Origin of the sequence: Actinomadura sp. KC216, assembly GCF_004348535.1 — a bacterium.
Taxonomy (GTDB): domain Bacteria; phylum Actinomycetota; class Actinomycetes; order Streptosporangiales; family Streptosporangiaceae; genus Spirillospora.
The window spans coordinates 1-21,025 of sequence record NZ_SMJX01000134.1 but is presented as its reverse complement, the minus strand read 5'-3'; the positions used below and the strand labels follow the sequence as shown (position 1 = coordinate 21,025).

The following is a 21,025-nucleotide window of genomic DNA, read 5'->3' as shown; positions in this document are numbered from 1 at the left end:
CACACGTACAGCAGCGTAGAGACCAGGTCCGCCGGCTCCTCGACGTGCGGGATGATCTGCTTGTCGCGGACCCGCTCGAAGCCGCCGTCCGCGCCGGTCGTGCGGGCCGCCATGTCGGTGCGGGTGAGGCCCGGCGCGATCGCGTTCACCGTGATCCCGTACGCGCCCGTCGCGCTGGCGAGCGCCCGCGTGAACCCGACGAGACCGGACTTGGACGTGGTGTAGGCGACGAGGTCGGGCGGCCCGAGGAACACCACCGCCGAGACGATGTTCACGATCCGTCCCCACCCGGCGGCCTTGAGGTGCGGCAGCGCGGCCTGGGACACCAGGAACGGTCCATCCAGGTTGACCCGCATGATCCGCCGCCAGTCGTCCAGCGTCGTCTTCTCGAACTCCAGCGGCGGGTAGATCCCGGCGTTGTTGACCACGATCTGCAGGCCGCCGAAGCGGGCGGCGGTCTCCTCGACCGCGGCCTCGACCTCGACCGGGTCGGTCACGTCCGCGCGGACGGGATGGAAGGCCTCGCCGATCAGGTCCGCAGTGCCGGACATGTCGGCGAGGTCGAGGCCCGCGACCCGGTGCCCGCGGCGGGCGAGGGCGACGGCGAACTCCCGCCCGAGCCCGCCGGCCGCGCCGGTGACGAGGGCGACCCGCTGAGGTGCGTCATTGGACGGCGATTCGGTCATGGGAGGCAGCGTGCGCCACCTCGGCGCGAACCGACAAGACGCCGTTTTCACTCATTGGAACGCGGCCCTTGTGACGGCGGGTACGCGGTCACATGCTCGCCGTATCGCGGTGTCCGGGCGACCGCCCGGCGCGCGTGCAGACGGCCGTCGCCCCGCGCCGCCCCGGCGGGGCGCCGGTCGCGCTCCTCGCGGCGCCGGCGCCCGGGACGGTCACCCGGTGAGGAGCGGGATGACGGGCGCGAACTCCTCCATCGCCGCGTCCGGCACCTGGTAGTAGGTGAAGCCGTAGCGGTCCCGGCGGGCGAGCATCTGCTCGGCGACGTGCTCGGGCGGCCCGACGAACTGGGACGGCATGTCCAGGACGAGCTCGGCCGACGACGTGCCCCAGCCCCGCATGACGGCGATCTTCGCGGCGGCGGCCCGCGGATCGGGGCCGAAGGTCGGCGTGACCATCATGCTCAGCTCGACGTCCCGCCCGCCCGCGGCCTCCGCCGCCTCCCGGACCCGGTCGACCTTGCGGGCGATGGTCTCCGGGAGCCGCTCGGTGATCTCGTCGGAGATCGTCCCGTCGGGGAGGGCGCGGGGCAGGATGCCGGCGGTGTCGGCGTACCGCCCGGCGATGCCGAGCATGCGGCCGCTCCCGGCCCCGACGACGAGCGGCGGCCGCCGTGGGGGCGGCGGGAACACGGTCAGGCCCTCGACACGGTAGTGCTCGCCCGTGAACGTGGTCTTCTGGCCCGAGAGGAGGCTGCGGAGGATCTGCAGCGACTCCTCCAGGCGCCCGACCCGGGTGCCCGCCTGGTCGAACGGCATTCCCGCGGCCTCGTACTCCTCGCGCATCCAGCCCGCGCCGACGCCGAGCTCGAACCGTCCGCCCGACAGGTGGTCGAGGGTCGCGGCCTCCTTGGCGAGCAGCACCGGGTGCCGGTAGTCGTTCGCGAGGACCATCGTGCCGAGCCGGAGCGTGCTCGTGACGGACGCGGCCGACGCCAGCGCCACCATCGGCGCGAGCTGGTCGCCGAACGGCTCGGTGACGAAGTGGTCGCGCAGGACCAGCACGTCGTAGCCGAGGTCCTCGGCACGCCGCGCCGTGCCGGCCAGCTCGGCGCCGGAGCGGATCGACTCGCCGACGACGCCGAAGCGGAAGTTCCTGTCCATGCGGTGAGCATGCCCCGTGCGCCCGCCTTTGCGCTGGCAGGAATCCGACATGGGCCTCCCGGCGCCCGGGGCCGGGCGGCGCGTTGACCGGCGGGACGGCTCATGACCGGCGGAACGGGGCGAGTGGCTCGATTCGCCGTCCGTGCGGCGTAAGGGCGTCACCGACTGCCCCGTTCTCGCCGGTTACTTACCAGGCTGCGTCGCGGAGCGTGGATTCGCAACCCGCGTCCCGGCGGACCGCGAGCCGCGGGGCCCTAGGAGTCGATGAACCGCTGGGCGCGGCGGAACAGGGCGAGGGTGATCGAATGCAGCAGGTCGCCCGTCTCCCTGGGCGCCTTGCCGGCGTGCGCGCGGGCGTTCGTCCCCTCCAGGACGATGCCGAGCTTGAAGCACGCGAGCACCGCGTACCAGGTGATGGACGACAGATCGCGCCCGGCGACGGCGTCCGGACGCTCCGCGTAGGCGGCGACGAGCTCGTCCGCCGAGGGCAGCCCGCCCGCCTCGCCCAGCGGACCGGCCAGCGACGCGCCGCCATCGGACGCGCCGTCGTCGTCGGACGGGCCGGGCCAGGTCGCCAGCAGCCAGCCGAGGTCCAGCAGCGGGTCGCCGATCGTGCACATCTCCCAGTCGACGATCGCGGCGACCTCCGGACCGCCGAAGGAGTACATCAGGTTCGCCAGGTGGTAGTCGCCGTGCAGGATCCCCGGCCGCCACCGGAGCGGGCGGCGCTCCTCCAGCCAGCGGGCGACGCCGTCCACGCCGGGGATGTCGGGGCCGGGGTAGCCGTCCAGTTTGCCGTAGGAGTCGAGCTCGGACAGCCAGCGGCTCACCTGCCGCTCCAGGAACCCCGCCGGCCTGCCGAAGTCGCCCAGCCCGGCGGCCTCGTGGTCGACCGCGCCCAGGGCCGCCAGGGCGCGGGCCGCGTTCAAGCCCATCTCGTGCCGGACGGACGCGTCGTCCGCATGAGGCTCCGGCAGCGTGACCGTGGGATTGAAGCCGTCCACCGGGGTCATGAGGTAGAACACCGCGCCGCCCATCACGGACTCGTCCGGGCAGGCGGCGATGAGGCGAGGCGCGGGGACACCGGTCCCGTCGAGCGCGGCCAGGACGCGGGCCTCCCGGCGCAGGACGTCGTTCGTCCGCGCCCGCAGATGGCTCGGGCCGCGCCGGAGCACGTAGTCGCGGCCCGCCCGGCGGAACCGGATCAGCGTGTTCTGCGTGCCCCCGGCCAGCGGCCGGACGTCCTCGAACGGGCCGCCCGGCAGGCCGCGGCCGTCCATCCAGCGGGCCAGGACGTCGAAGTCCACGAGCGCGCGGTCGATCTGCTCAGGCTGCACGGTGCGGGTCCCTTTCCGGCACACGGACGAGACGACTAGCGGAGAGTAACAGCCGGTCCCGGCGCGGCCCGGGAGCCGAGGTCACATTCGTCCAAGACGGCCGGGCTCGCGCCGCGCAGACTGGGCATACAGGCGACGACCAGGGAGGACGCCATGACCTTGGAGATCCGCAGGACCTTCTACCCGATGATCAACTGCGCCGATCCCGCCGCGTCGATGGAGTGGCTGGAGAAGGCGTTCGGCTTCGAGGCCGCGAACGTGTACCGCGACGACGACGGGAAGATCGTCCACGCCGAGATGCGGTACGACACCGGCCTGTTCATGTTCGGCAACGGCGAGCCCGGCACGTCGGCGATCTACGTCGCCGTCGACGACCCGGACGCCCACCACGACCGCGCCAAGGCCGCGGGCGCCGACATCTTCCGCGAGCTCACCGACCAGGACTACGGCTCCCGCGACTACGCGGCCCGCGACCCGGACGGCAACGAGTGGTACTTCGGCACGTACCGCCCCTGACCGCGGCACGCGTTTCCCCGAACGCGGCGCCCGAGTTTGAGAGAATTGCAGGCGTGGATCCGGAGGTGCATCTGCGCGACGTCGAGCTCGGGGACGTCGACGCCTACGTCCGGATGCGCTGCGACCCGGTCATGATGGCCGAGCTCGGCGGCCCGCTGCCCCGCGAGGGCATCGAGGAGAAGGTGCGCCGGGACGTCGAGGACGCGGCGTCCGGCACGGCCCTGATCAAGATGATCGTCCCCGGCGCGGGCGGCCCGGGCACGGGGGGCGGGCCGGTGGCCGGCACGGTGACGCTCTGGCACCACGACGTGGACGGCACGGTGTTCTCCGAGATCGGCTGGATGGTCATGCCGGAGTTCCAGGGGCGGGGCGTGGGCAAGCGCGCCGTCCGGATGCTGCTGGAGAGGGCGCGCTACGAGGACCGATGGGGGCTCGTCCACGCCTTCCCCGCGACGACGAACGCGCCGTCCAACGGGATCTGCCGCTCGCTCGGCTTCACGTTCCTCGCCGAGCAGGACGTCGTCTTCGCCGGGCGGATCGTCCGGACCAACCACTGGATCATCGACCCGGGCACCGACCTGGCCCGGACGAATTCGTCGAACGTCCGGTGAACCGGCGGCCGGGCCGGCGCCCGGCGGGCGGCGGATATTCGGAGGCCGCCGCCGACCCGCCGGTGTTAACGTGCGGGTGCCGGCCGCGGGACTCCGGTGCGACTTCCGGAACCCGCATTTGAAGCGATGATTCGCTGCTCGCGCCCTCCTTCCCCGGCCGGCGCCCTCGTCCCCCGATCAGGCTCGGAAACGCATGACCGAGACGTTCGCGGAGCTGATCGCGTGCGAGGACGTGCTGATGTTCGTCAACGCGGCGATCACCTCGACCGGGCAGCGGGAGTTCCACCACGATCCCGGTGACCAGCGGCTCAGCCTGGAATTCCTGCACGAGTACATGCTGGCGAACTACCGCGAGATGTACGCGGCCGTTCTGGCGCTGGACATCAACGACCACAATGCGGCGCTCATCGTCGTGAACCTGCTCGTGCATGCCGGCGACGTCGATGTCGAGCGCCGCAGGGCGGAAGGGCGGCTGATCGCGCGGCGGCTGGAATCGATGCCGCAGCAGCGCGTCTACCGCGTCTTCCGTGAACTGAGGCGGCGCGGGGTGAACAACCGGCGGACGCGCGCCATCATCCGCGACTGGATGGCCGCGCGGCGCGACCCGGCGTTCGACTCCGTCAAGTACCGGAGCCTCGTGAAGGTCGCGGCGCGCCATGCGCATCTGCGGCTCCGCGGGGAGCAGGGGAGTTTCCTTTTCGCGCCGTTCTCCGTGACCGCGTACTCGACGCCGATATATGAGCAGTGGCGGCGCGCGCACTATTCGCAGGCCGCCATTTACGAACTGCCTTACACGGTGGCGGAGGGATTCGCCGCGCTGCACAGGATTCCGCGGGAGACGTTCCTTGAGCGCATCGAGCCCCGGATGACGCGGCTGGAGCGGCTGCGCCTGCAGACGAGCGCCGCCAAGGTGGAGGCCGTCCGCACCGGCCTGCGGGACATGCGCGAGATGCCGCTGACGCGGCTCGCCTCCTACGTGCTGTCGCTGACGCTGGACGAGCGGTCCGCGCGGCGCGCCGAGCTGACGGAGGCGCTGCGTACGGCGGCCCGCCGGGTGGCCGGCGCGGCCCGCGGCTCGTGGGGGAGGGTCACGGCGGTGCTGGACGACAGCTACTCCGCGCTGGGGTCCGGGCAGAAGCGGCGGCGACCGCTGGCGGTCGCGCTCGCGTCGCACTACCTGCTGGAGGCGCTGGCGAAGGAGTACACGCCGCTGTGGACGTCCGGGCGCACCGACGAGCTGCTGACGTACCCGTCCGGGCCCACGCCGCTGGGGACGCGGATCATCGACGCGTTGGAGACCGGGCCCGAGCGGCTCCTCATCGTCTCCGACGGCTGGGACAACGCGCCGCCCGGCCTCGCCGCGGACGTCCTGCGTATCTGGCGGACGCGCCTCGACCCCGGGCACCGGCTGGCCCCCGGGCAGCGCGTGATGACCGTCCACCTGAACCCGGTGTACGACGCCGACGACTTCGACGTGCGGCGGCTCGCGCCGACCGTGCCGACCGCCGGCATCAGGGACGCCGAAGACCTGCCGACGCTGGTCGAGCTGGCCCGGTTCGCCGAGGGACGCGTCGGCCTGCCGAAACTGCGGGCCCACCTGGACGACCGGACGGCCCGCTTCCTGGGAGATCGCGCATGATGCTCGGACTGGAGACCAGGTCGGCGCAGGTGTGGGGGTCGGTGCGGCTGGTCCCGCTCGTCCGCGACGAGCCCGTCCCCCACCTGCGGCTGCACCGGAAGGTCCATGGGGAGCCGGTGTCGATCGTGGACACCGGCGACGGTGCCGTGTACGTCTCGTTCGTCCCGCACGCGTTCGTGGCGACGTGGAGCGACGGCGACCAGACGCCCGCCGCCTCCTACGGGACGCGCCTCCTCGAACGCGACACCGAGGCCGCGCCGCCGCGCATGTTCATCCGGTTCACGCGGCGGATGGCGCGGAAGGCGGGCAGGGACCGGCTCCGGTTCCTTCCCCTGCACCTGGCCGTGGAGGGCTATCTGGCGCTGCACTTCGGCGGCCCGGAGATCGCCTGGGAGGAGTGGTCACGCAGGGCGGTCGCGCACGGGCTGTCACCGCGCTGCGAGGAGACCTACCTCGGGCAGGACGTGCGTGGGATCGAGGACGCACTCAGGATCTTCGAGATCCATCCGGGACAGTGCGGCGTGCTCGTCTACGTCGGCGACACGCTGGCGTGCGCGTTCGCCGTCCCGCACCCGGACGACTACCGGGCCCTGCACCCGACGCTGGTCGAGGACCTCTTCGGTGAGCTGATCTACCTGCACGGCCTGCTGGGCATGCCGGCCGGTGACCTGTCCACCCCCATCGACGACACCGAGATCACGTCACTGGACGATCTCCGGCTCGCGGCGGAACTCCGCCAGGCCGAATGGGCCGAGTTCCACGACGAGGTGATGGCGGGGCGGCTCTTCGACCCGGACGGGTCCCGCCAGGTCGTGCAGCACCTGCACGGCTTCGAGCTGGCGCGGTTCCTGCCGTCGTTCGCGCTGCGCCGCGAGAACCACATCGGCGAGACGATCACCGGCGAGGACGGCCGGATCGCCTACCTGAAGACGTTCCGGCTCTCGGAGGCGCAGGTCAGGCGCGGATACCTGCTCAAGCGGCTGGCCGAGCACGACTGGCGGCTGAGCGCCACCGCCGCCGCGCTCGGCGCCGACAAGGCGGGCCTGGCGCTGCGCCTGGAGCGCGCGGGCTTCGGATACCTGCTGCGCCAGGACGTCCTGGACCACTACAGGGCTCAAGCGAGAAAGGTCACCTGAGGCCGGCGAAGAGGTCGTCCTCCTTGTCCGGGGCCTGGACGCGGCAGTAGTGCCGGACGAACGCCTCGAACGAGAACACCATCCGCTGCATCTCCTCCGGCAGCCGCAGCAGGAAGATGTTCTCGCCCTGGCTCGCGTGCGCCTGGAGGGCCTTGGTCTTGGCCTTCACGTGCGCGGACACGTCCAGCGTGGTGGTGATCAGCTCGTCGGGGGTGCCGAAGTCGTCGGACGGCTCGAAGTCGATCTCGATGCCCGCCTCCTTGATGGCCTCGAACATGCGGCGGATGCCCGAGCGCGGGATGGCGGTGTAGTAGAGCTTGTCGGGAATGCCGGTCTTCTCGGCGGCGGCGAGCGCGATGCGGTGCGCCTGGATGTGGTCCGGGTGGCCGTAGCCGCCGTCCTCGTCGTAGGTCACGACGACCTGCGGGCGGTAGCGCTCCATCAGCTCGGCCAGCCGCCCGGCGGACTCCTCCAGCGGGATGTTCGCGAACGCCGCCGGGTCGTCGTTGGTCGACCAGCCGGCCATGCCGGAGTCGCGGTAGCCGAGCAGCTCCAGGTGGCCGATGTCGAGCAGCCCGGCGGACTCGCGGAGCTCGGCGAGCCGCCGCCGCGCCACCCCGTCCGCGTCGTGCCCGGGCTCGCCCGGCTTGACCCCGCCGGAGTCGTCGCCCTGCTCGCCGTTGGTGCAGGTCACCAGCACCGTCCGGATGCCCTCGGCGGCGCAGCGCGCGAGCAGCCCGCCGGTGCCCAGCACCTCGTCGTCGGGGTGGGCGTGCACGGCCATCAGCGTGAGTTCGGTCTTCATCCGGGACCCCCAGTCTCGGCCGTCCACTCTACGTGCCGGACGCCGGAGTCGATCAGGTTTGGGAGGTGGATTCGGCGGCCGACAGGTCGTCCGCGGTCAGGACGTGCGCCGGTTCGTCGAACGGTTGCATGGAGGACGTGTCCGGCCCGTCGACGACGAGCAGCTCGCCGGGCGCGAGGAGCCGCCAGCCGGGATCGTCGTCCAGGCGCTCGCTGGCGAGGACGGAAGCGGCGCAGGGCTCCCGGTGCGCGGCGACCTTCAGCCGTCCGGGCTCGCGGCCCGCGTCCAGCCGCCGGCCCTCCCCGGGCTCGGTCAGCTCGTGCCGCAGCACCCACAACCGGTGGGTGGCGGGGTAGCGCAGCGCCCACATCCGCCGCGACTCCGCCAGCAGGACGTTCAGCGCGAAGACGGGCAGCTCGGCGGCGATCCGCCGGACGGCCGCGATCAGCCCGGACGTGGTGTCGCCCTGCCGCCGGATCTCCGCCGTGATGTAGGCGAACACCAGCTCGGAGTCGGTCTGCCCGCGGATCTGCGCGCGGTCGACGTCGGTGAGCCACGAGTCGAGGACGTCCAGGCCCTTCACCACGCCATTGTGGGCGAACAGCCGGTCGTCCATGACGAACGGGTGCGAGTTGTGGACGTCGGGCACCCCGGTCGAGGCGTACCGGACATGGGAGATGAACGTGTGCGACACGACCGTCCGCGCCTCGGAGTTGAAGTCGGCGTCCTCGTACGCGGCGATCGGCGCGCGGTCGCGGACGGGCTCCTCGCCGAGCGAGAACCAGCCGAGGCCCGTCCCGTCGGGCATCCGGCGGGACTGGGAGCGCAGGCTGTCCGCGGCGTCGATCAGCCAGAACGTGGCGTGCGCCCGCGGGCCGCCGGTGGTCATCCCGAACAGTCGGCACATGACCGCACGATGCCCGCGCAGCCACGACCTATTACTCGGCGTGCCCGGCCCGGCCGGGCCACGAGGCCCGCCGAAGGAAAATGACCTTCGACGGGCGGCCTCCCGATGTCGTACGGTCACGGGTATGGGGTCGCCGGTGGTTCTGCTCGACGTGGACGGGGTGCTCAACCCATTCGAGAGGCCGCACCGCGGCTACAAGCGGCAGCGCTGCTCACCGAACGGCATGACGTTCAAGCTGTGGCTCAACCCCGCGCACGGCCCGTCGCTGCTCGACCTGGCCGAGTCCACCGGCGCGGAGCTGGCCTGGGCGAGCTACTGGTGCGACAACGCCAACGTGTGGATCTCGCCGCGGGTCGGGCTGCCGGAGCTGCCGTTCGTCCCGATCCCGCAGTTCCCCGGCATGGACGAGGCCGGGACGCTCGGCGCGTGGAAGGCCCGGCATGTGGCGGAATGGACGGAGGGCCGCCCGTTCGTCTGGTTCGAGGACGAGCCCGACGCCACCGAGTGCATCGCCGGCGAGCCGGACGTCGCCGAGCATCTGCTCGTGGAGATCGACCCGATGACGGGCCTGACCGACGAGCACATCGCGACCGCCGCGGCCTGGCTCCGCGCCCTCACCCGCTGACCGCGCCGCCTCCCGGATCGTCGGGCGGACCGGGCGGACCGGGCGGACCAGGCGGACCAGGCGGAGCAGGCGGAGCGGCGGGAGCGGCGGGATCGGCGGGTCCGGCGGGACCGGCGAGGCCCGGGCCGTGGAGGAGGCCGGGCCCCGCCGGAGCGTGCACGCCGGAGCCGGGGACGGTCAGCAGCGGCCGAGCAGGCGCCCGAGCGCGGACTTCTCCGCCGGGTCGACCGTGAGGCCGTACCGGTGCTTCACGTCGATCCACGACCTGGCGTACATGCAGTGGAACGCGGCGCGCGGCGGCGTCCACTCGGCCGGGTCCTTGTCGCCCTTGGCCTGGTTGACGTTGTCGGTGACCGTCCAGAGCTGCGAGCTGCCCATGTCGTTGGCGAACGCCTGGCGGCGCGACGTCGTCCAGGACGAGGCGCCCGACCGCCACGCCTCCGCGAGCGCGACCATGTGGTCGATGTCGAGGTCGGACGCCTTCGTCCAGGTGGCGCCGTCGTAGGGGCTGGTCCACGTGCCGGACGTCGGGTAGCAGTCCGAGCCCGTCCTGACGTTCTCCCCGTCGCGCTTGAGGACGGCCTCGCGGGTGTTGCAGTTGCCGCCCCGCTCGATCCAGTGCGGGAACTTCTTGCGGTCGTAACCGGAATCGGAGCCTTCGGCGCGGACGGTGAGCCCGGCGAGGTTCCGCTTGGCCGCGTCGGCCCCGGGTGGCGGTGGCGGTGCGGCGCCTGCGGCGCCGGCGGTGCTGATGGTGAGCGTGATGGTGGCCGTGGCGGTAGCGATGGCGGTGACGGCGATCCCCGTGCGTCTCACGGAAGGCCCCTTCTTCGCTGGTCGGGAGCAGGAGGCGCCAGTCTCGAACAGTTCGATAAACCGGATGTGACCGTTCGGTTAGCGGACGACACGATCAGGTAACGGCGTGGGCGAAGATCGGCAGGCGCGAGGAGATCACCGGCGCGGAGGTGCCATTCGTCCAATACGTCGCATCGCGCGGTCCGTAGCGTCGAGGCAGGTCACACGAAGGGGGAGCGACCCATGTCGAGAGCGCAGACGAGATCGCCGTTGCTGGATCTGGCCTTCGGATACATGCCGGCGCAGATGCTGCACGCCGCCGCCGAGCTGCGGCTGGCCGACGCCTTCGCCGGCGGCCCGAGGACGAGCGCGGAGCTGGCCGGGGAGACCGGTGCGCACGCGCCGTCCCTCCTCCGGCTGCTGCGCGGGCTGACCGGGCTGGGCGTCGTCGAGCAGAAGGAGCGCGACCTGTTCGCGCTCACCTCCGAAGGGCAGCGGCTCCGCTCCGACGCCCCCGACTCGATCCGCTCGCTGATCATGCTGTTCTGCGGCCCGGCCGTGTGGCGGACGTGGGGCGACATGACCCAGACGCTGCGCACGGGGGAGTACGCCTGGGAGCGCGCGACCGGCATGACGCCGTTCGAGTTCTTCGAGTCGGACGCCAACGCGGAGCTGTCGAAGACGTTCAACGCCGCGATGTCCGAGCACACCAGGGCCGTCGCGCCGGGGATCATCGAGGCGCACGACTTCGGCCGCTACGGCACGGTCGCCGACCTCGGCGGCGGCGACGGCACGCTGATCGCCGCGATCGTCCGCGCCCATCCGGGGCTGCGCGGGATGCTGTTCGACCGGCCCGCAGGGCTCGCCGCCGCGCCCGGCACGCTCGCCGAGGTCGCGGAGCGGGTGGAGATCGTCGAGGGCGACTTCTTCGAGAAGGTGCCGGGCGGCGCGGACGCCTACGTCCTCAAGAGCGTCATCCACGACTGGGAGGACGGGAAGGCCACCGCGATCCTGCGGAACTGCCGCGCCGCGATGCGCCCGGACGCCAGGCTCCTCCTGCTGGAGCAGGTCATGCCCGAGATCGTCACGCCGGAGACGCAGGGCATCGTCCGCAACGACCTCAACATGCTCGTCTGCACCGGCGGGCGCGAGCGCACCGAGGCCGAGTTCCGCGAGCTGCTGGACGCCGCCGGGTTCGCCGGCGTCTCACTGACGGGGCCGGTCCAGCCGTTCGGGTACCACGTCATCGAGGTGAGGCCGGGCGGCTGACCCGGCCGCGCTCAGGTGCGGGTCCAGTCGGGCTGGACGAACCCGGCGACCCTGGCGGGCCGTCCGAGCAGCACCACCTCGCGGAACTGCCACAGCATCGCGCCCGTCGGGGCGTGGACGCGCCAGTCCGGCGCCAGCCACATCTGCAGCAGATGCCCGCCGTCCGGCTGCGGCACCCACCGCGGCGTGTCGTCGTCGGCGAGCCTCCGCAGGCTCGTGTGGTGGACGGAGTGGACCTCGTCCGGGCTCGGCGCGAGCGGGCCCGGGTCGTCCAGCGCCACCACGATCGGGGTGATCGCGAAACCGGACGTGGCGGGGAAGTCGTCGAGCCTGCCGAGGACGTCGCCCGGCCCCGCCGCCAGGCCGATCTCCTCGCGCAGCTCCCGCAGCGCCGCCTCCTCGGGCGTCTCGCCGCCCTCCAGCCGCCCGCCGGGCAGCCCCCACTGCCCGGCGTTCCGCCCCCGGTACGCGCGCCTGATCAGGATGACCGAGGGACGGCCGCCGTGCTCCACGACGCACAGCACCACCCCGGCGCGCCGCAACCCGGGCGCGTCCGGGACGGTCGTGTGCGCGAACGAACCGAGCCGCCCGACGGCGAGCGCGCGGAACGCCGTGAGGTCGTCGAACGGGTCGAGGGGGAAGTCCGTCATGCGTCGATCTTGCCAGCCGCGCCGCCAGCCCCCGCCTCGCGGGCTCCGGCCTCGCGGGCGTAGCGCGCGGGCGGCGTCCCGACGGCCGCGGTGAAGTCGCGGGTGAAGTGGGCCTGGTCGGTGTAGCCGAGCTCGGCCGCCAGGCCCGCCCAGTCCACCGGCGCGCCCTCCTCGGCCCGCCCGGCCGCCTCCAGCATCCGGTACCGCCTGATCACCCACTTCGGGCCGATCCCCACGTACTCGTGGAACAGCCGCTGCAGCCCGCGCGGGCTGAGCCCCACGTCGGCGGCGAGCTCGTCCACCCGCACCAAGGCGGGCAGCGCCGCGATCCGCTCGACGATCTCCGCGGCCCGCCCGATGGACGGGTCGTCCTCCGGGCGCAGCCCGGTGAGGAACGCCGCCAGCCGCGCGACGGCGTCGTCCGCGCCGTCCGCCGCGAAGACCTCGCCGGCGAGCGCCCGGCCCGCCGCGCCGAACACCTCGTCCACGCCGACCATCCGCCCGGTGAGCGCCGACACCGGCCCGCCCGCGAACGGCCGGAACCCGCCGGGCCGGAACCCCACCCCCACCACGCGCCCGTCGCCGGCGATCTCCTCGACGAACTCGTCCCGCACGACCCCGACGATCCGGCCCCGGGTCTTCCGGCCGGTCCAGTAGTTCGTGAAGGTCATGTGGACGTTCGGCCGCGTGAGCACCTTCTGCCGGTGCGGAGCCCGCCCGCGCAGATCCCAGTGCAGCACCCAGAAGAACTCGACGAACGGGGCGAGCGGGTCAGGCGGCGCGATCCGCTCGACCTGGAACCGCTCCAGGCCCGTCCGCGCCCGCAGGATGCCCCGCGTGTCCCGGGGGAGGAGTCGTGCCATCACTTCAGGCTAGCCGTGTCGCGTTCCTACAAGACGGGACGTCGCGCCCCGCCTAACGTGCGGAACACGCTCGATCGAACACGCATGCGAAGGAGAGATCGTGGACATCCGGAACCAGATGCTTCCCGCCGCCATGGCCGCGGTGCGGATCGTCCGGCAGGTCCCCGGCGACCTGATGGACGCGCCGACCCCGTGCCCGGAATGGGACGTCCGGGCCCTGATCAACCACCTCGTCCTGTGGACCGGGCGGGGCGAGACCGCCGCGCGCAAGCTGCCGCCGGACGGCCCGGACGAGGGCCACGACTTCACCGCCGAGCCGGGCTGGGCCGACCGGTTCGAGGAGAAGGCGCGCAGGGCCGCCGAAGCCTGGCAGGACCCCGCCGCCTGGGAGGGGAACACCAGCCTCACCGGCAACAAGGACGGCATGCCCGCGGAGTTCATCGCGGGGATCCTGTTCGGCGAATGCGTCCTGCACGGCTGGGACCTCGCCGCCGCCACCGGCCAGGACCCCGACTTCCCGCCCGAGACCGTCCGGACGGCCTGGGAGGTGACCCGCGGGACGGCGGAGATGACCCGGGAGTACAAGCTGTTCGGCGAGGAGGTCCCCGTCCCCGAGGACGCGCCGCTCCTCGACCGCCTGATCGGCCTGACCGGACGCGACCCGCACTGGAAACCGTGACGGCCCCGAGAGGGCGCGCGCGGGTCCCGGCGCGAGCGGGGGCCCGCGCGCTCTACGCTTGAGGCATGTCTTCGACCTCTGCGATCCGCGTCCGCTTCGCCCCGTCCCCGACCGGCATCTTCCATGTCGGCGGCGCCCGCTCGGCGCTGTTCAACTGGGTGATGGCCGCGCAGTCGGGCGGGACGCTCGTGCTGCGGATCGAGGACACCGACGCCTCCCGCAACAGCCCCGAATGGACCGAGGGCATCATCCGCGCCCTGGCCTGGCTCGGGATGGACGGCGGGCAGTACGAGGGCCCCTACTTCCAGTCGGCCAACGCCGACAAGCACGCCGAGGCCGCCCAGACGCTGAAGGACCAGGGCCGCGCCTACTACTGCGACTGCACCCGCGAGGCCGTCATCGCCCGCACCGGCGACCAGCACAAGGGCTACGACGGCTTCTGCCGCGACCGCGGCCTGGAGCCCGGCCCAGGACGCGCCCTCCGCTTCCGCACGCCCGACGAGGGCCAGACCACCGTCGTCGACCTGCTGCGCGGCAAGCCCGTCTTCGAGAACGCCGTCCTGGAGGACTTCGTCATCGCCCGCGCCGACGGGTCCGTCACGTTCCTGCTGGCCAACGCCGTCGACGACATGAGCCAGGGCATCACCCACGTCGTGCGCGGCGAGGAGCACCTGTCCAACGCGCCCAAGCAGCAGCTCCTCTGGGAGGCGCTCGGCGGCGAGCCGCCCGTCTGGGCGCACGTCCCCGTCATCGTGAACGAGAAGCGGCAGAAGCTGTCCAAGCGCCGCGACAAGGTCGCGCTGGAGGCCTACCGGGACGAGGGCTACCTCGCCGAGGCCATGCGCAACTACCTGATGCTGCTCGGCTGGGCCCCGTCCGGCGACCGCGAGATCGTCCCCTGGGACGTGATCGTCGACGAGTTCCGCATCGACGACGTCAACACCTCGCCCGCGTTCTTCGACGAGAAGAAGCTCCGCGCGTTCAACGGCGAGTACATCCGCGCGCTGCCGCCCGAGAAGTTCATCGCCGAGTGCCTCCCGTTCCTGCAGGGGGCCCCGTTCGAGGTGGACGTCGCCGTGTTCGCCGAGCTGGCGCCGCTGGCGCAGACCCGGATCGCGCTGCTGTCGGAGATCGTCCAGATGATCGACTTCGCGTTCCTGGACGAGCCGCCGTCCGACGAGCCGTCCTGGAACAAGGCCATGAAGGAGCCCGCCGCCGCGATCCTCGCCGCCGCCGAGGCCGCCTACCAGGACGCGCCGTGGAACGCCGCCGAGCTGAAGGACCGGCTGGAGCGCATCGGCGCCGAGCACGGCCTCAAACTCGGCAAGACGCAGGCGCCCGTCCGCGTCGCCGTCACCGGCCGCACCGTCGGCCTGCCGCTCTTCGAGTCCCTGGAGATCCTCGGCCGCGACCGCACCGTCGCCCGCATCGCCGCCGCCCGCGCTGTGCTTATTGGCGGTTAGCTCGGGTTGCCGCGTGGCTGAGGTGACGGGTCAAGGTCGTCGAGCATGTGCCGGGCGGTCAGGAGCCGGGGTCGTCGCCGTTCAGGGCGTGGCGGAGGTCGGCGAGGCGGCGGTCCAGCTCCTCGAACTCGCCGCGCAGCGACGCCGGGGCGCGCTTGCCGACGATCTCGGCCTGCTCCTCCACCGCCATCAGCCGGTCGCCGACCAGGCCCGGCGGCGCGTCGTGCGGCCGGTCGGCGTCGTGCGGCCGGTCCGCGTCGCGTGGGCCCTTCGCGGGGCGCGCCTTCAGGAGCGTCGCCTGCTCGCGGAGCAGCGCGGCCTGCTCGCGTAGCAGCGACGTCTGGTCGCGGAGCTGCTTGTTCTTGGTGTGCAGCTCCACGAACACCGACACCTTCGCGCGCAGCACCCACGGGTCGAACGGCTTGGAGATGAAGTCGACCGCGCCCGCCGCGTAGCCGCGGAACGCGTAGTCGGGGTCGCTGTTCACCGCGGTGAGGAAGATGATCGGCAGGTCGCGGGTCTTCTTGCGGCGCTTGATGTCGCGGGCCGTCTCGAACCCGTCCATGCCCGGCATGACGACGTCCAGCAAGATCACCGCGTACTCGTCGGTGAGCAGCGCCTTCAGCGCCTCCTCACCCGACCGCGCCCGGACGAGATCCTGATCGAGCGAGCTGAGGATGGCCTCCAGCGCGATCAGGTTCTCCTCGCGGTCGTCCACGAGCAGGATCTTCGCCTTGTCGTCCACGCGCGTCCCTCCGATCCGGTCCCCGCCACTCCACGGCCGCGCCCCGCGGCCACGACGACCCTGCCTGCCACGACGACCCTGCTGGCCAGGCGTCTCCTCTCCCTCTCCTCAGCGGACGATGGAGGGTTGCAGCCAGTTCCTCATCACGTCAAGAAGATGGTCCACGTCGACGGGCTTCGGCACATAGTCCGACGCGCCCGACTCCAGGCTCTTCTCCCGGTCGCCCTTCATCACCTTCGCCGTGATCACGATAATGGGCAGCTCAGCGAACTGCGGCATCTCCCGGATGGCCGCCGTGGTCGCGTAGCCGTCCAGGCCCGGCATCATCACGTCCATCAGGACCACCGCGACGTCGGGGTTGCGGTGCAGGACGTCGATCCCGGCCTGCCCGTCCTCGGCGTACAGGACCTCCATCCCGTAGCCCTCAAGGACGCTGGTCAGCGCGAACACGTTCCGGACGTCGTCGTCCACGATCAGGACCTTCCGGCCCGACAGGACGGTGTCGAGGAAGTCCGCCGGCGGCTCCTCCAGCAGCCCGTTCATCCCGGGCTCCTGCTCCCCGGGACGCTCGCCGCCGGGCCGCTCCACCGGCAGCCCCTTCTCCCCGGCCTGGACGGATCCGGCGGCGCCGGGCAGGCCGGGCAGGCCGCCGTTCGGGGCACCGCCCGGGAGGGCGGCCTCCTGCGCGGCGGCGACCTCGTCCGGCATCGCCGAGCGGCGCCGCCCGTCGCGCTCGCTGTACTGGGCGGGCAGGTAGAGGGTGAACACGCTGCCGTGGCCCGGCCGGCTCTCCGCGTGGATCTCGCCGCCGAGCAGCCGCGCGATGTTCCGGCTGATCGACAGGCCGAGGCCGGTGCCGCCGTAGCGGCGGCTGGTCGTCCCGTCGGCCTGCTGGAACGGCTCGAAGATCTCCTGCAGCTTGTCCGCGCTGACCCCGATGCCGGTGTCGATCACCCGGAAGGCGATCACGTCCGGGGTGTTCCACAGCGCGGGCAGCGTGAAGTCGATGTCGCCGGCCCGCTCGATCACCAGCCGCACCTCGCCCTCGGCGGTGAACTTCACCGCGTTGGACAGCAGGTTCCGCAGCACCTGCTGCAGCCGCTGCTCGTCGGTGTTCAGCGTGGACGGGACGTCCGGCGCGACCTCCACGCCGAACTGCAGCCCCTTGTCGACCGACAGCGGCCGGAACGTCGCCTCGACGTAGTCGACGAGCGCCGACACCGCGATCCGCTGCGGATGCGCCTCCATCTTCCCGGCCTCGACCTTCGCCAGGTCAAGGATGTCGTTGATCAGCTCCAGCAGGTCGGTGCCGGAGTCGTGGATCGTCTGCGCGAACTCCACCTGCTTGCCGGTGAGGTTGCCGTCCTGGTTCTCCGACAGCAGCTTGGCGAGCACGAGCAGGCTGTTCAGCGGCGTCCGGAGCTCGTGCGACATGTTCGCCAGGAACTCCGACTTGTACCGCGAGGAGATCGCCAGCTGCTCGGCGCGCTCCTCCAGCGTCCGCCTGGCCTGCTCGATCTGGAAGTTCTGGATCTCGATCGCGCGGTTCTGCTGGGCCAGCAGCGCCGCCTTCTCCTCCAGCTCGGTGTTGGAGTGCCGCAGCTCGCCCTGCTGGCGCTGCAGCTCGTCCGAGCGCTCCTGCAGCTCCTGCGCGAGCCGCTGCGACTCGCCGAGCAGCGCCTCGGTGCGGGTGTTGGCGCGGATCGCGTTCAGCGTCACCCCGATCGTCTCGATCAGCTGGCTGAAGAACGCCAGGTGGACGTCGGTGAAGCGGCCGAACGAGGCCAGCTCGATCGCGCCGAGCACCTCGTCCTCGAACACGATCGGCAGCACGATGATGTTGACCGGGGACGCCTCGCCGAGCCCCGAGCCGATCTTGACGTAGTCGGCGGGCGCGTCGGCGATCAGCAGCGGCCTGCGCTCCTGCGCCGCCTGCCCGACGAGCCCCTCGCCCAGCGCGAACCGGGCGCCGCTCGCCTCGCCGGTGCGGCCGCCCCTGCCGCGCCGCGTCCCGTACCCGGCGATCAGCGCCAGCTCCGTCTCCTCGCCGCTGTTCTCCGCGAGGTAGAACGCGCCGTACTGCGCGCTCGCCGTCGGCGTCAGCTCCCGCATGATCAGGTCGGCGACCTGCTGGAGGTCACGGTGGCCCTGCATGAGCCCGCCGATCCGTGCCAGGTTGGTCTTCAGCCAGTCCTGCTCCTCGTTCGCGCGGGTCGTCTCGCGCAGCGTCGCGACCATCAGGTTGACGTTGTCCGACAGCTCGGCGACCTCGCCGCGCGCCTCCACGGTGATCGTCCGGGTCAGGTCGCCGGTGGCGACCGCGCTCGCCACCTCGCCGATCGCGCGGACCTGCGTCGTCAGGTTGCCGGCAAGCTCGTTGACGCTCTCCGTCAGCCGCTTCCAGGTGCCGGACACTCCCTCGACCTCGGCCTGCCCGCCGAGCCGCCCCTCGATGCCCACCTCGCGGGCGACGCGGGTGACCTCGGACGCGAACGACGACAGCGTGTCGACCATCGTGTTCAGCGTCGTCTTCAGCTCCAGGATCTCGCCCTGCGCGTTCACGTCGATGCGGCGGGTCAGGTCGCCGTGCGCGACCGCCGTCGCGACCTGCGCGATGTTGCGGACCTGGTAGGTCAGGTTGGACGCCATCCCGTTGACGTTGTCGGTCAGGTCCTTCCACATGCCGCCCGCGCCGGGCACCCGTGCCTGCCCGCCGAGCCGCCCCTCCGTGCCGACCTCGCGGGCGACGCGGCTGACCTCGTCCGCGAACGCCGAGAGCGTGTCGACCATCGTGTTCAGCGTGGTCTTGAGCTCCAGGATCTCGCCCTGCGCGTCGACCTCGATCTTGCGGCCCAGGTCGCCCTGCGCCACCGCCGTGGTGACCTGCGCGATCCCGCGCACCTGGTTGGTCAGGTTGTTGGCCATCGAGTTGACGTTGTCGGTCAGGTCGAGCCAGACGCCGCCCGCGCCGGGCACGATCGCCTGCCCGCCGAGCCGCCCCTCCGTGCCGACCTCCCGGGCGACGCGGGTGACCTCGGACGCGAACGCCGACAGCGTGTCGACCATCGCGTTCACCGTGTCCTTCAGCTCCAGGATCTCGCCCTGCGCGTCCACCGTGATCTTCTTGCCGAGGTCGCCCTGCGCGACCGCGGTGGTGACCTGGGCGATGTTGCGGACCTGGTAGGTCAGGTTGGACGCCATCCCGTTGACGTTGCTGGTCAGGTCCTTCCAGACGCCGCTCACGCCGGGCACCCGTGCCTGGCCGCCGAGCCGCCCCTCCGTGCCGACCTCGCGGGCGACGCGGGTGACCTCCGCGGCGAACGCCGACAGCGTGTCGACCATCGTGTTCACGGTGTCCTTGAGCTGGGCGATCTCGCCCTGCGCGTCGACCGTGATCTTCTTGGCCAGGTCGCCCTCGGCGACCGCCGTGGTGACCTGCGCGATCCCGCGGACTTGGTACGTCAGGTTGTTCGCCATCGCGTTGACGTTGTCGGTCAGGTTCTTCCAGACGCCGCTGACGCCCGGCACGTTCGCCTGGCCGCCCAGCTGGCCCTCCGTGCCGACCTCGCGGGCGACGCGGGTCACCTCGTCGGCGAACGCCGACAGCTGGTCGACCATCGTGTTCACGGTGAGCTTCAGCTCCTGCAGCTCGCCGGTCGCCTCCACCGTGACCTTGCGGGTCAGGTCGCCCTTCGCGACCGCCGTGGTCACCTCCGCGATGTCGCGGACCTGGGACGTCAGCCGCGCCGCCATCACGTTCACCGACGCCGTCACATCGCGCCAGCGGCCCGTCATCCCGCGCGCCGGGGCCTGGCCGCCGAGCCGGCCCTCGGTGCCGACCTCGCGGGCGAACTGCGTGACCTCCCAGGTGAACTGGTCGAGCAGCTCCACCATGCCGTTGACGGACTTCGCCATGCGCAGCAGCTCCCCGCGCATCGGCCTGCCGCGCACCCGCAGCTCGACCCGCTGGCTCAGGTCGCCCGCCGCGACGGCCTCCACGACCTGGCTCATCCCCGTCGCCAGGTCGGTCAGCTTGTCGATGATCGCGTTGGCGTCCTCGACGGCGGCCGCCCAGGTGCCCCGCAGCGTCCCCGGCGTGAGCCGCCCCCGCAGCTGCCCCTCCCGGCCGATCTCCCGCCGCACGCGGGCCAGCCCCGAGGACAGCTCGTGGCCGTTCTGCCGGATCTCCTCCAGGATCGCCGCGGCCTCCGCCACGGCGCCCTCGCCCGGCACGTTCAGCTCGGACCTCGCCTTCCCGTCCCGGACGGCGATGAGCGCCTTGAGGAGCGGTTCGAGATCGGCGTCGCTGTAGCGCGGTGCGGTGTCGCGGTACCCGCCGTAGGGGCGGGCGCGAGACGCGGTACGCGGCATGCTCTTCATCCTCCTGGCCCGCGATTGTCGGCATCCGGAAACGGCGCCGGACGCCCGGATGGCACGGACTCCTTCCCTGGGCCTACTCCTGGCCGCACCCTGTACTCTACGTCGCCGCGCTGCACTGGAACGGTCCTCACGCCGCGGTGAACGGACGGCAATGACCGTGCATCCTTCCTTGTAGCCTTCGTGTTACGGTCTGTCGTGTTGTGGCATGGGGTCGCATGCCGAGCCGGACGCATCGCTCCGCCCCTCGGCGCAGGGCCCCCGCGTCAGCGCGGCCGGCCGGTCTGGCACGATGGCCGGTCTGACACCATGGCCTGGCCGGGTCACGATGGCCCGGCCCGGTCACGATGGCCGGCCGGGTAGTGATGCTTCGAACGAAGGACGGCAGTTGGATCGGCAGACGGCGTCGGCGACCTTCCCGTCCGCCGCCGCGGCGGTGGCGGACGCGCGCCGCTTCGTCCGCAAGGTGCTCGCCGACTGGGGCATGGACGAGGTGGCCGACGACGCGGTCCTCGCCACCAGCGAGCTCGCCACCAACGCCATCGCCTACGCCGGCACGTCCTTCGAGGTCTCCTGCCATCTGGAGGAGGGCGACGTCAGGATCGAGGTCCGCGACCGGCACCCGACCCGCGGCATCGAGATGCCCGGCGTCACCGCCTCCAGCGGGCGCGGGCTGCCGTCGATCGCCCGCCTCGCCGCCTCCTGGGGCGTCTCCTACGACAGCCGCACCAAGGGCGTCTGGTTCCGGCTGCCCCGTCCCGGCG

The 21,025-nt window shown here is 72.2% G+C and carries 19 protein-coding genes; 9 read left to right on the top strand and 10 right to left on the bottom strand.

Annotation, left to right across the window (positions count from 1 at the left end):
* From E1264_RS22915 to E1264_RS22905, 3 genes are all read right to left on the bottom strand, one after another.
* Positions 1-686, bottom strand: a 686-nt coding sequence (locus E1264_RS22915; RefSeq protein ID WP_132176798.1) for an SDR family oxidoreductase, incomplete at its 3' end; no start/stop codon positions are given.
* A gap of 210 nt (positions 687-896) precedes the next feature.
* A complete protein-coding gene (locus E1264_RS22910) occupies positions 897-1,844 on the bottom strand; it encodes a TIGR03621 family F420-dependent LLM class oxidoreductase (protein WP_165964317.1) in 948 nt (315 codons plus the stop codon).
* Between the two features lie 254 nt (positions 1,845-2,098).
* Positions 2,099-3,181 carry a phosphotransferase family protein gene (locus tag E1264_RS22905; protein WP_347813414.1) on the bottom strand — a complete coding sequence of 361 codons (1,083 nt, stop codon included), beginning with the start codon at positions 3,179-3,181 and terminating at the stop codon, positions 2,099-2,101.
* Positions 3,182-3,334: 153 nt separating this feature from the next.
* Here E1264_RS22905 and E1264_RS22900 point away from each other — a divergent pair, with 153 nt between their 5' ends.
* The 4 genes from E1264_RS22900 to E1264_RS22885 all read left to right on the top strand — a co-directional run bounded on the left by E1264_RS22900 (position 3,335) and on the right by E1264_RS22885 (position 7,083).
* Positions 3,335-3,697, top strand: coding sequence for a VOC family protein (locus E1264_RS22900; protein WP_132176794.1), 363 nt, complete (start codon positions 3,335-3,337; stop codon positions 3,695-3,697).
* A gap of 53 nt (positions 3,698-3,750) precedes the next feature.
* Positions 3,751-4,308: a GNAT family N-acetyltransferase gene (locus E1264_RS22895; protein WP_207936087.1), complete on the top strand. Its 558-nt coding sequence runs from the start codon at positions 3,751-3,753 to the stop codon at positions 4,306-4,308.
* 193 nt (positions 4,309-4,501) lie between these two features.
* A complete protein-coding gene (locus E1264_RS22890; protein WP_132176792.1) occupies positions 4,502-5,947 on the top strand; it encodes a hypothetical protein in 1,446 nt (481 codons plus the stop codon).
* Positions 5,944-7,083 (top strand): hypothetical protein, encoded by a 1,140-nt coding sequence (locus E1264_RS22885; protein ID WP_132176790.1) that lies wholly within the window; start codon positions 5,944-5,946, stop codon positions 7,081-7,083. The genes E1264_RS22890 and E1264_RS22885 overlap by 4 nt, the downstream gene beginning before the upstream one ends.
* On the opposite strand, the gene E1264_RS22880 is transcribed toward E1264_RS22885, so the two are convergent.
* Both E1264_RS22880 and E1264_RS22875 read right to left on the bottom strand, forming a co-directional pair.
* Positions 7,076-7,888: a PIG-L family deacetylase gene (locus E1264_RS22880; protein ID WP_132176788.1), complete on the bottom strand. Its 813-nt coding sequence runs from the start codon at positions 7,886-7,888 to the stop codon at positions 7,076-7,078. The genes E1264_RS22885 and E1264_RS22880 overlap by 8 nt on opposite strands.
* A 52-nt stretch (positions 7,889-7,940) precedes the next feature.
* On the bottom strand, positions 7,941-8,795 hold the full coding sequence (locus E1264_RS22875) for a class II glutamine amidotransferase (protein WP_132176786.1): 855 nt from the start codon (positions 8,793-8,795) through the stop codon (positions 7,941-7,943).
* Between the two features lie 124 nt (positions 8,796-8,919).
* Here E1264_RS22875 and E1264_RS22870 point away from each other — a divergent pair, with 124 nt between their 5' ends.
* On the top strand, positions 8,920-9,420 hold the full coding sequence (locus tag E1264_RS22870; RefSeq protein WP_132176784.1) for an HAD domain-containing protein: 501 nt from the start codon (positions 8,920-8,922) through the stop codon (positions 9,418-9,420).
* Positions 9,421-9,597: 177 nt separating this feature from the next.
* On the opposite strand, the gene E1264_RS22860 is transcribed toward E1264_RS22870, so the two are convergent.
* Complete coding sequence (locus tag E1264_RS22860; protein ID WP_132176782.1) at positions 9,598-10,236, bottom strand: HNH endonuclease family protein; 639 nt, start codon at positions 10,234-10,236, stop codon at positions 9,598-9,600.
* A gap of 222 nt (positions 10,237-10,458) precedes the next feature.
* Here E1264_RS22860 and E1264_RS22855 point away from each other — a divergent pair, with 222 nt between their 5' ends.
* Entirely contained in the window at positions 10,459-11,484 is a 1,026-nt protein-coding gene (locus tag E1264_RS22855) for a methyltransferase (RefSeq protein ID WP_132176780.1), read from the top strand.
* 11 nt (positions 11,485-11,495) lie between these two features.
* Here the strand turns inward: E1264_RS22855 and E1264_RS22850 are convergent, their stop codons facing one another.
* Together E1264_RS22850 and E1264_RS22845 are read right to left on the bottom strand one after the other, a co-directional pair.
* Positions 11,496-12,134 carry a CoA pyrophosphatase gene (locus tag E1264_RS22850; RefSeq protein WP_132176778.1) on the bottom strand — a complete coding sequence of 213 codons (639 nt, stop codon included), beginning with the start codon at positions 12,132-12,134 and terminating at the stop codon, positions 11,496-11,498.
* A complete protein-coding gene (locus tag E1264_RS22845; RefSeq protein WP_132176776.1) occupies positions 12,131-12,997 on the bottom strand; it encodes an AraC family transcriptional regulator in 867 nt (288 codons plus the stop codon). The genes E1264_RS22850 and E1264_RS22845 overlap by 4 nt, the downstream gene beginning before the upstream one ends.
* 100 nt (positions 12,998-13,097) lie before the next feature.
* On the opposite strand from E1264_RS22845, the gene E1264_RS22840 reads away from it, so the two are divergent.
* Together E1264_RS22840 and gltX are read left to right on the top strand one after the other, a co-directional pair.
* On the top strand, positions 13,098-13,676 hold the full coding sequence (locus E1264_RS22840) for a TIGR03086 family metal-binding protein (RefSeq protein WP_132176774.1): 579 nt from the start codon (positions 13,098-13,100) through the stop codon (positions 13,674-13,676).
* A gap of 65 nt (positions 13,677-13,741) precedes the next feature.
* Entirely contained in the window at positions 13,742-15,139 is a 1,398-nt protein-coding gene (gltX, locus tag E1264_RS22835; protein ID WP_132176772.1) for a glutamate--tRNA ligase, read from the top strand.
* Positions 15,140-15,197: 58 nt separating this feature from the next.
* Here gltX and E1264_RS22830 read toward each other — a convergent pair whose 3' ends face one another.
* Entirely contained in the window at positions 15,198-15,884 is a 687-nt protein-coding gene (locus tag E1264_RS22830; protein WP_132176770.1) for a response regulator, read from the bottom strand.
* Between the two features lie 108 nt (positions 15,885-15,992).
* Positions 15,993-20,255, bottom strand: coding sequence for a HAMP domain-containing protein (locus E1264_RS22825; protein WP_243711106.1), 4,263 nt, complete (start codon positions 20,253-20,255; stop codon positions 15,993-15,995).
* 394 nt (positions 20,256-20,649) lie between these two features.
* Between E1264_RS22825 and E1264_RS22820 the strand changes: the two genes are divergently transcribed.
* Positions 20,650-21,025: ATP-binding protein (locus E1264_RS22820; protein ID WP_243711105.1), on the top strand; the 376-nt coding region annotated here is incomplete at its 3' end.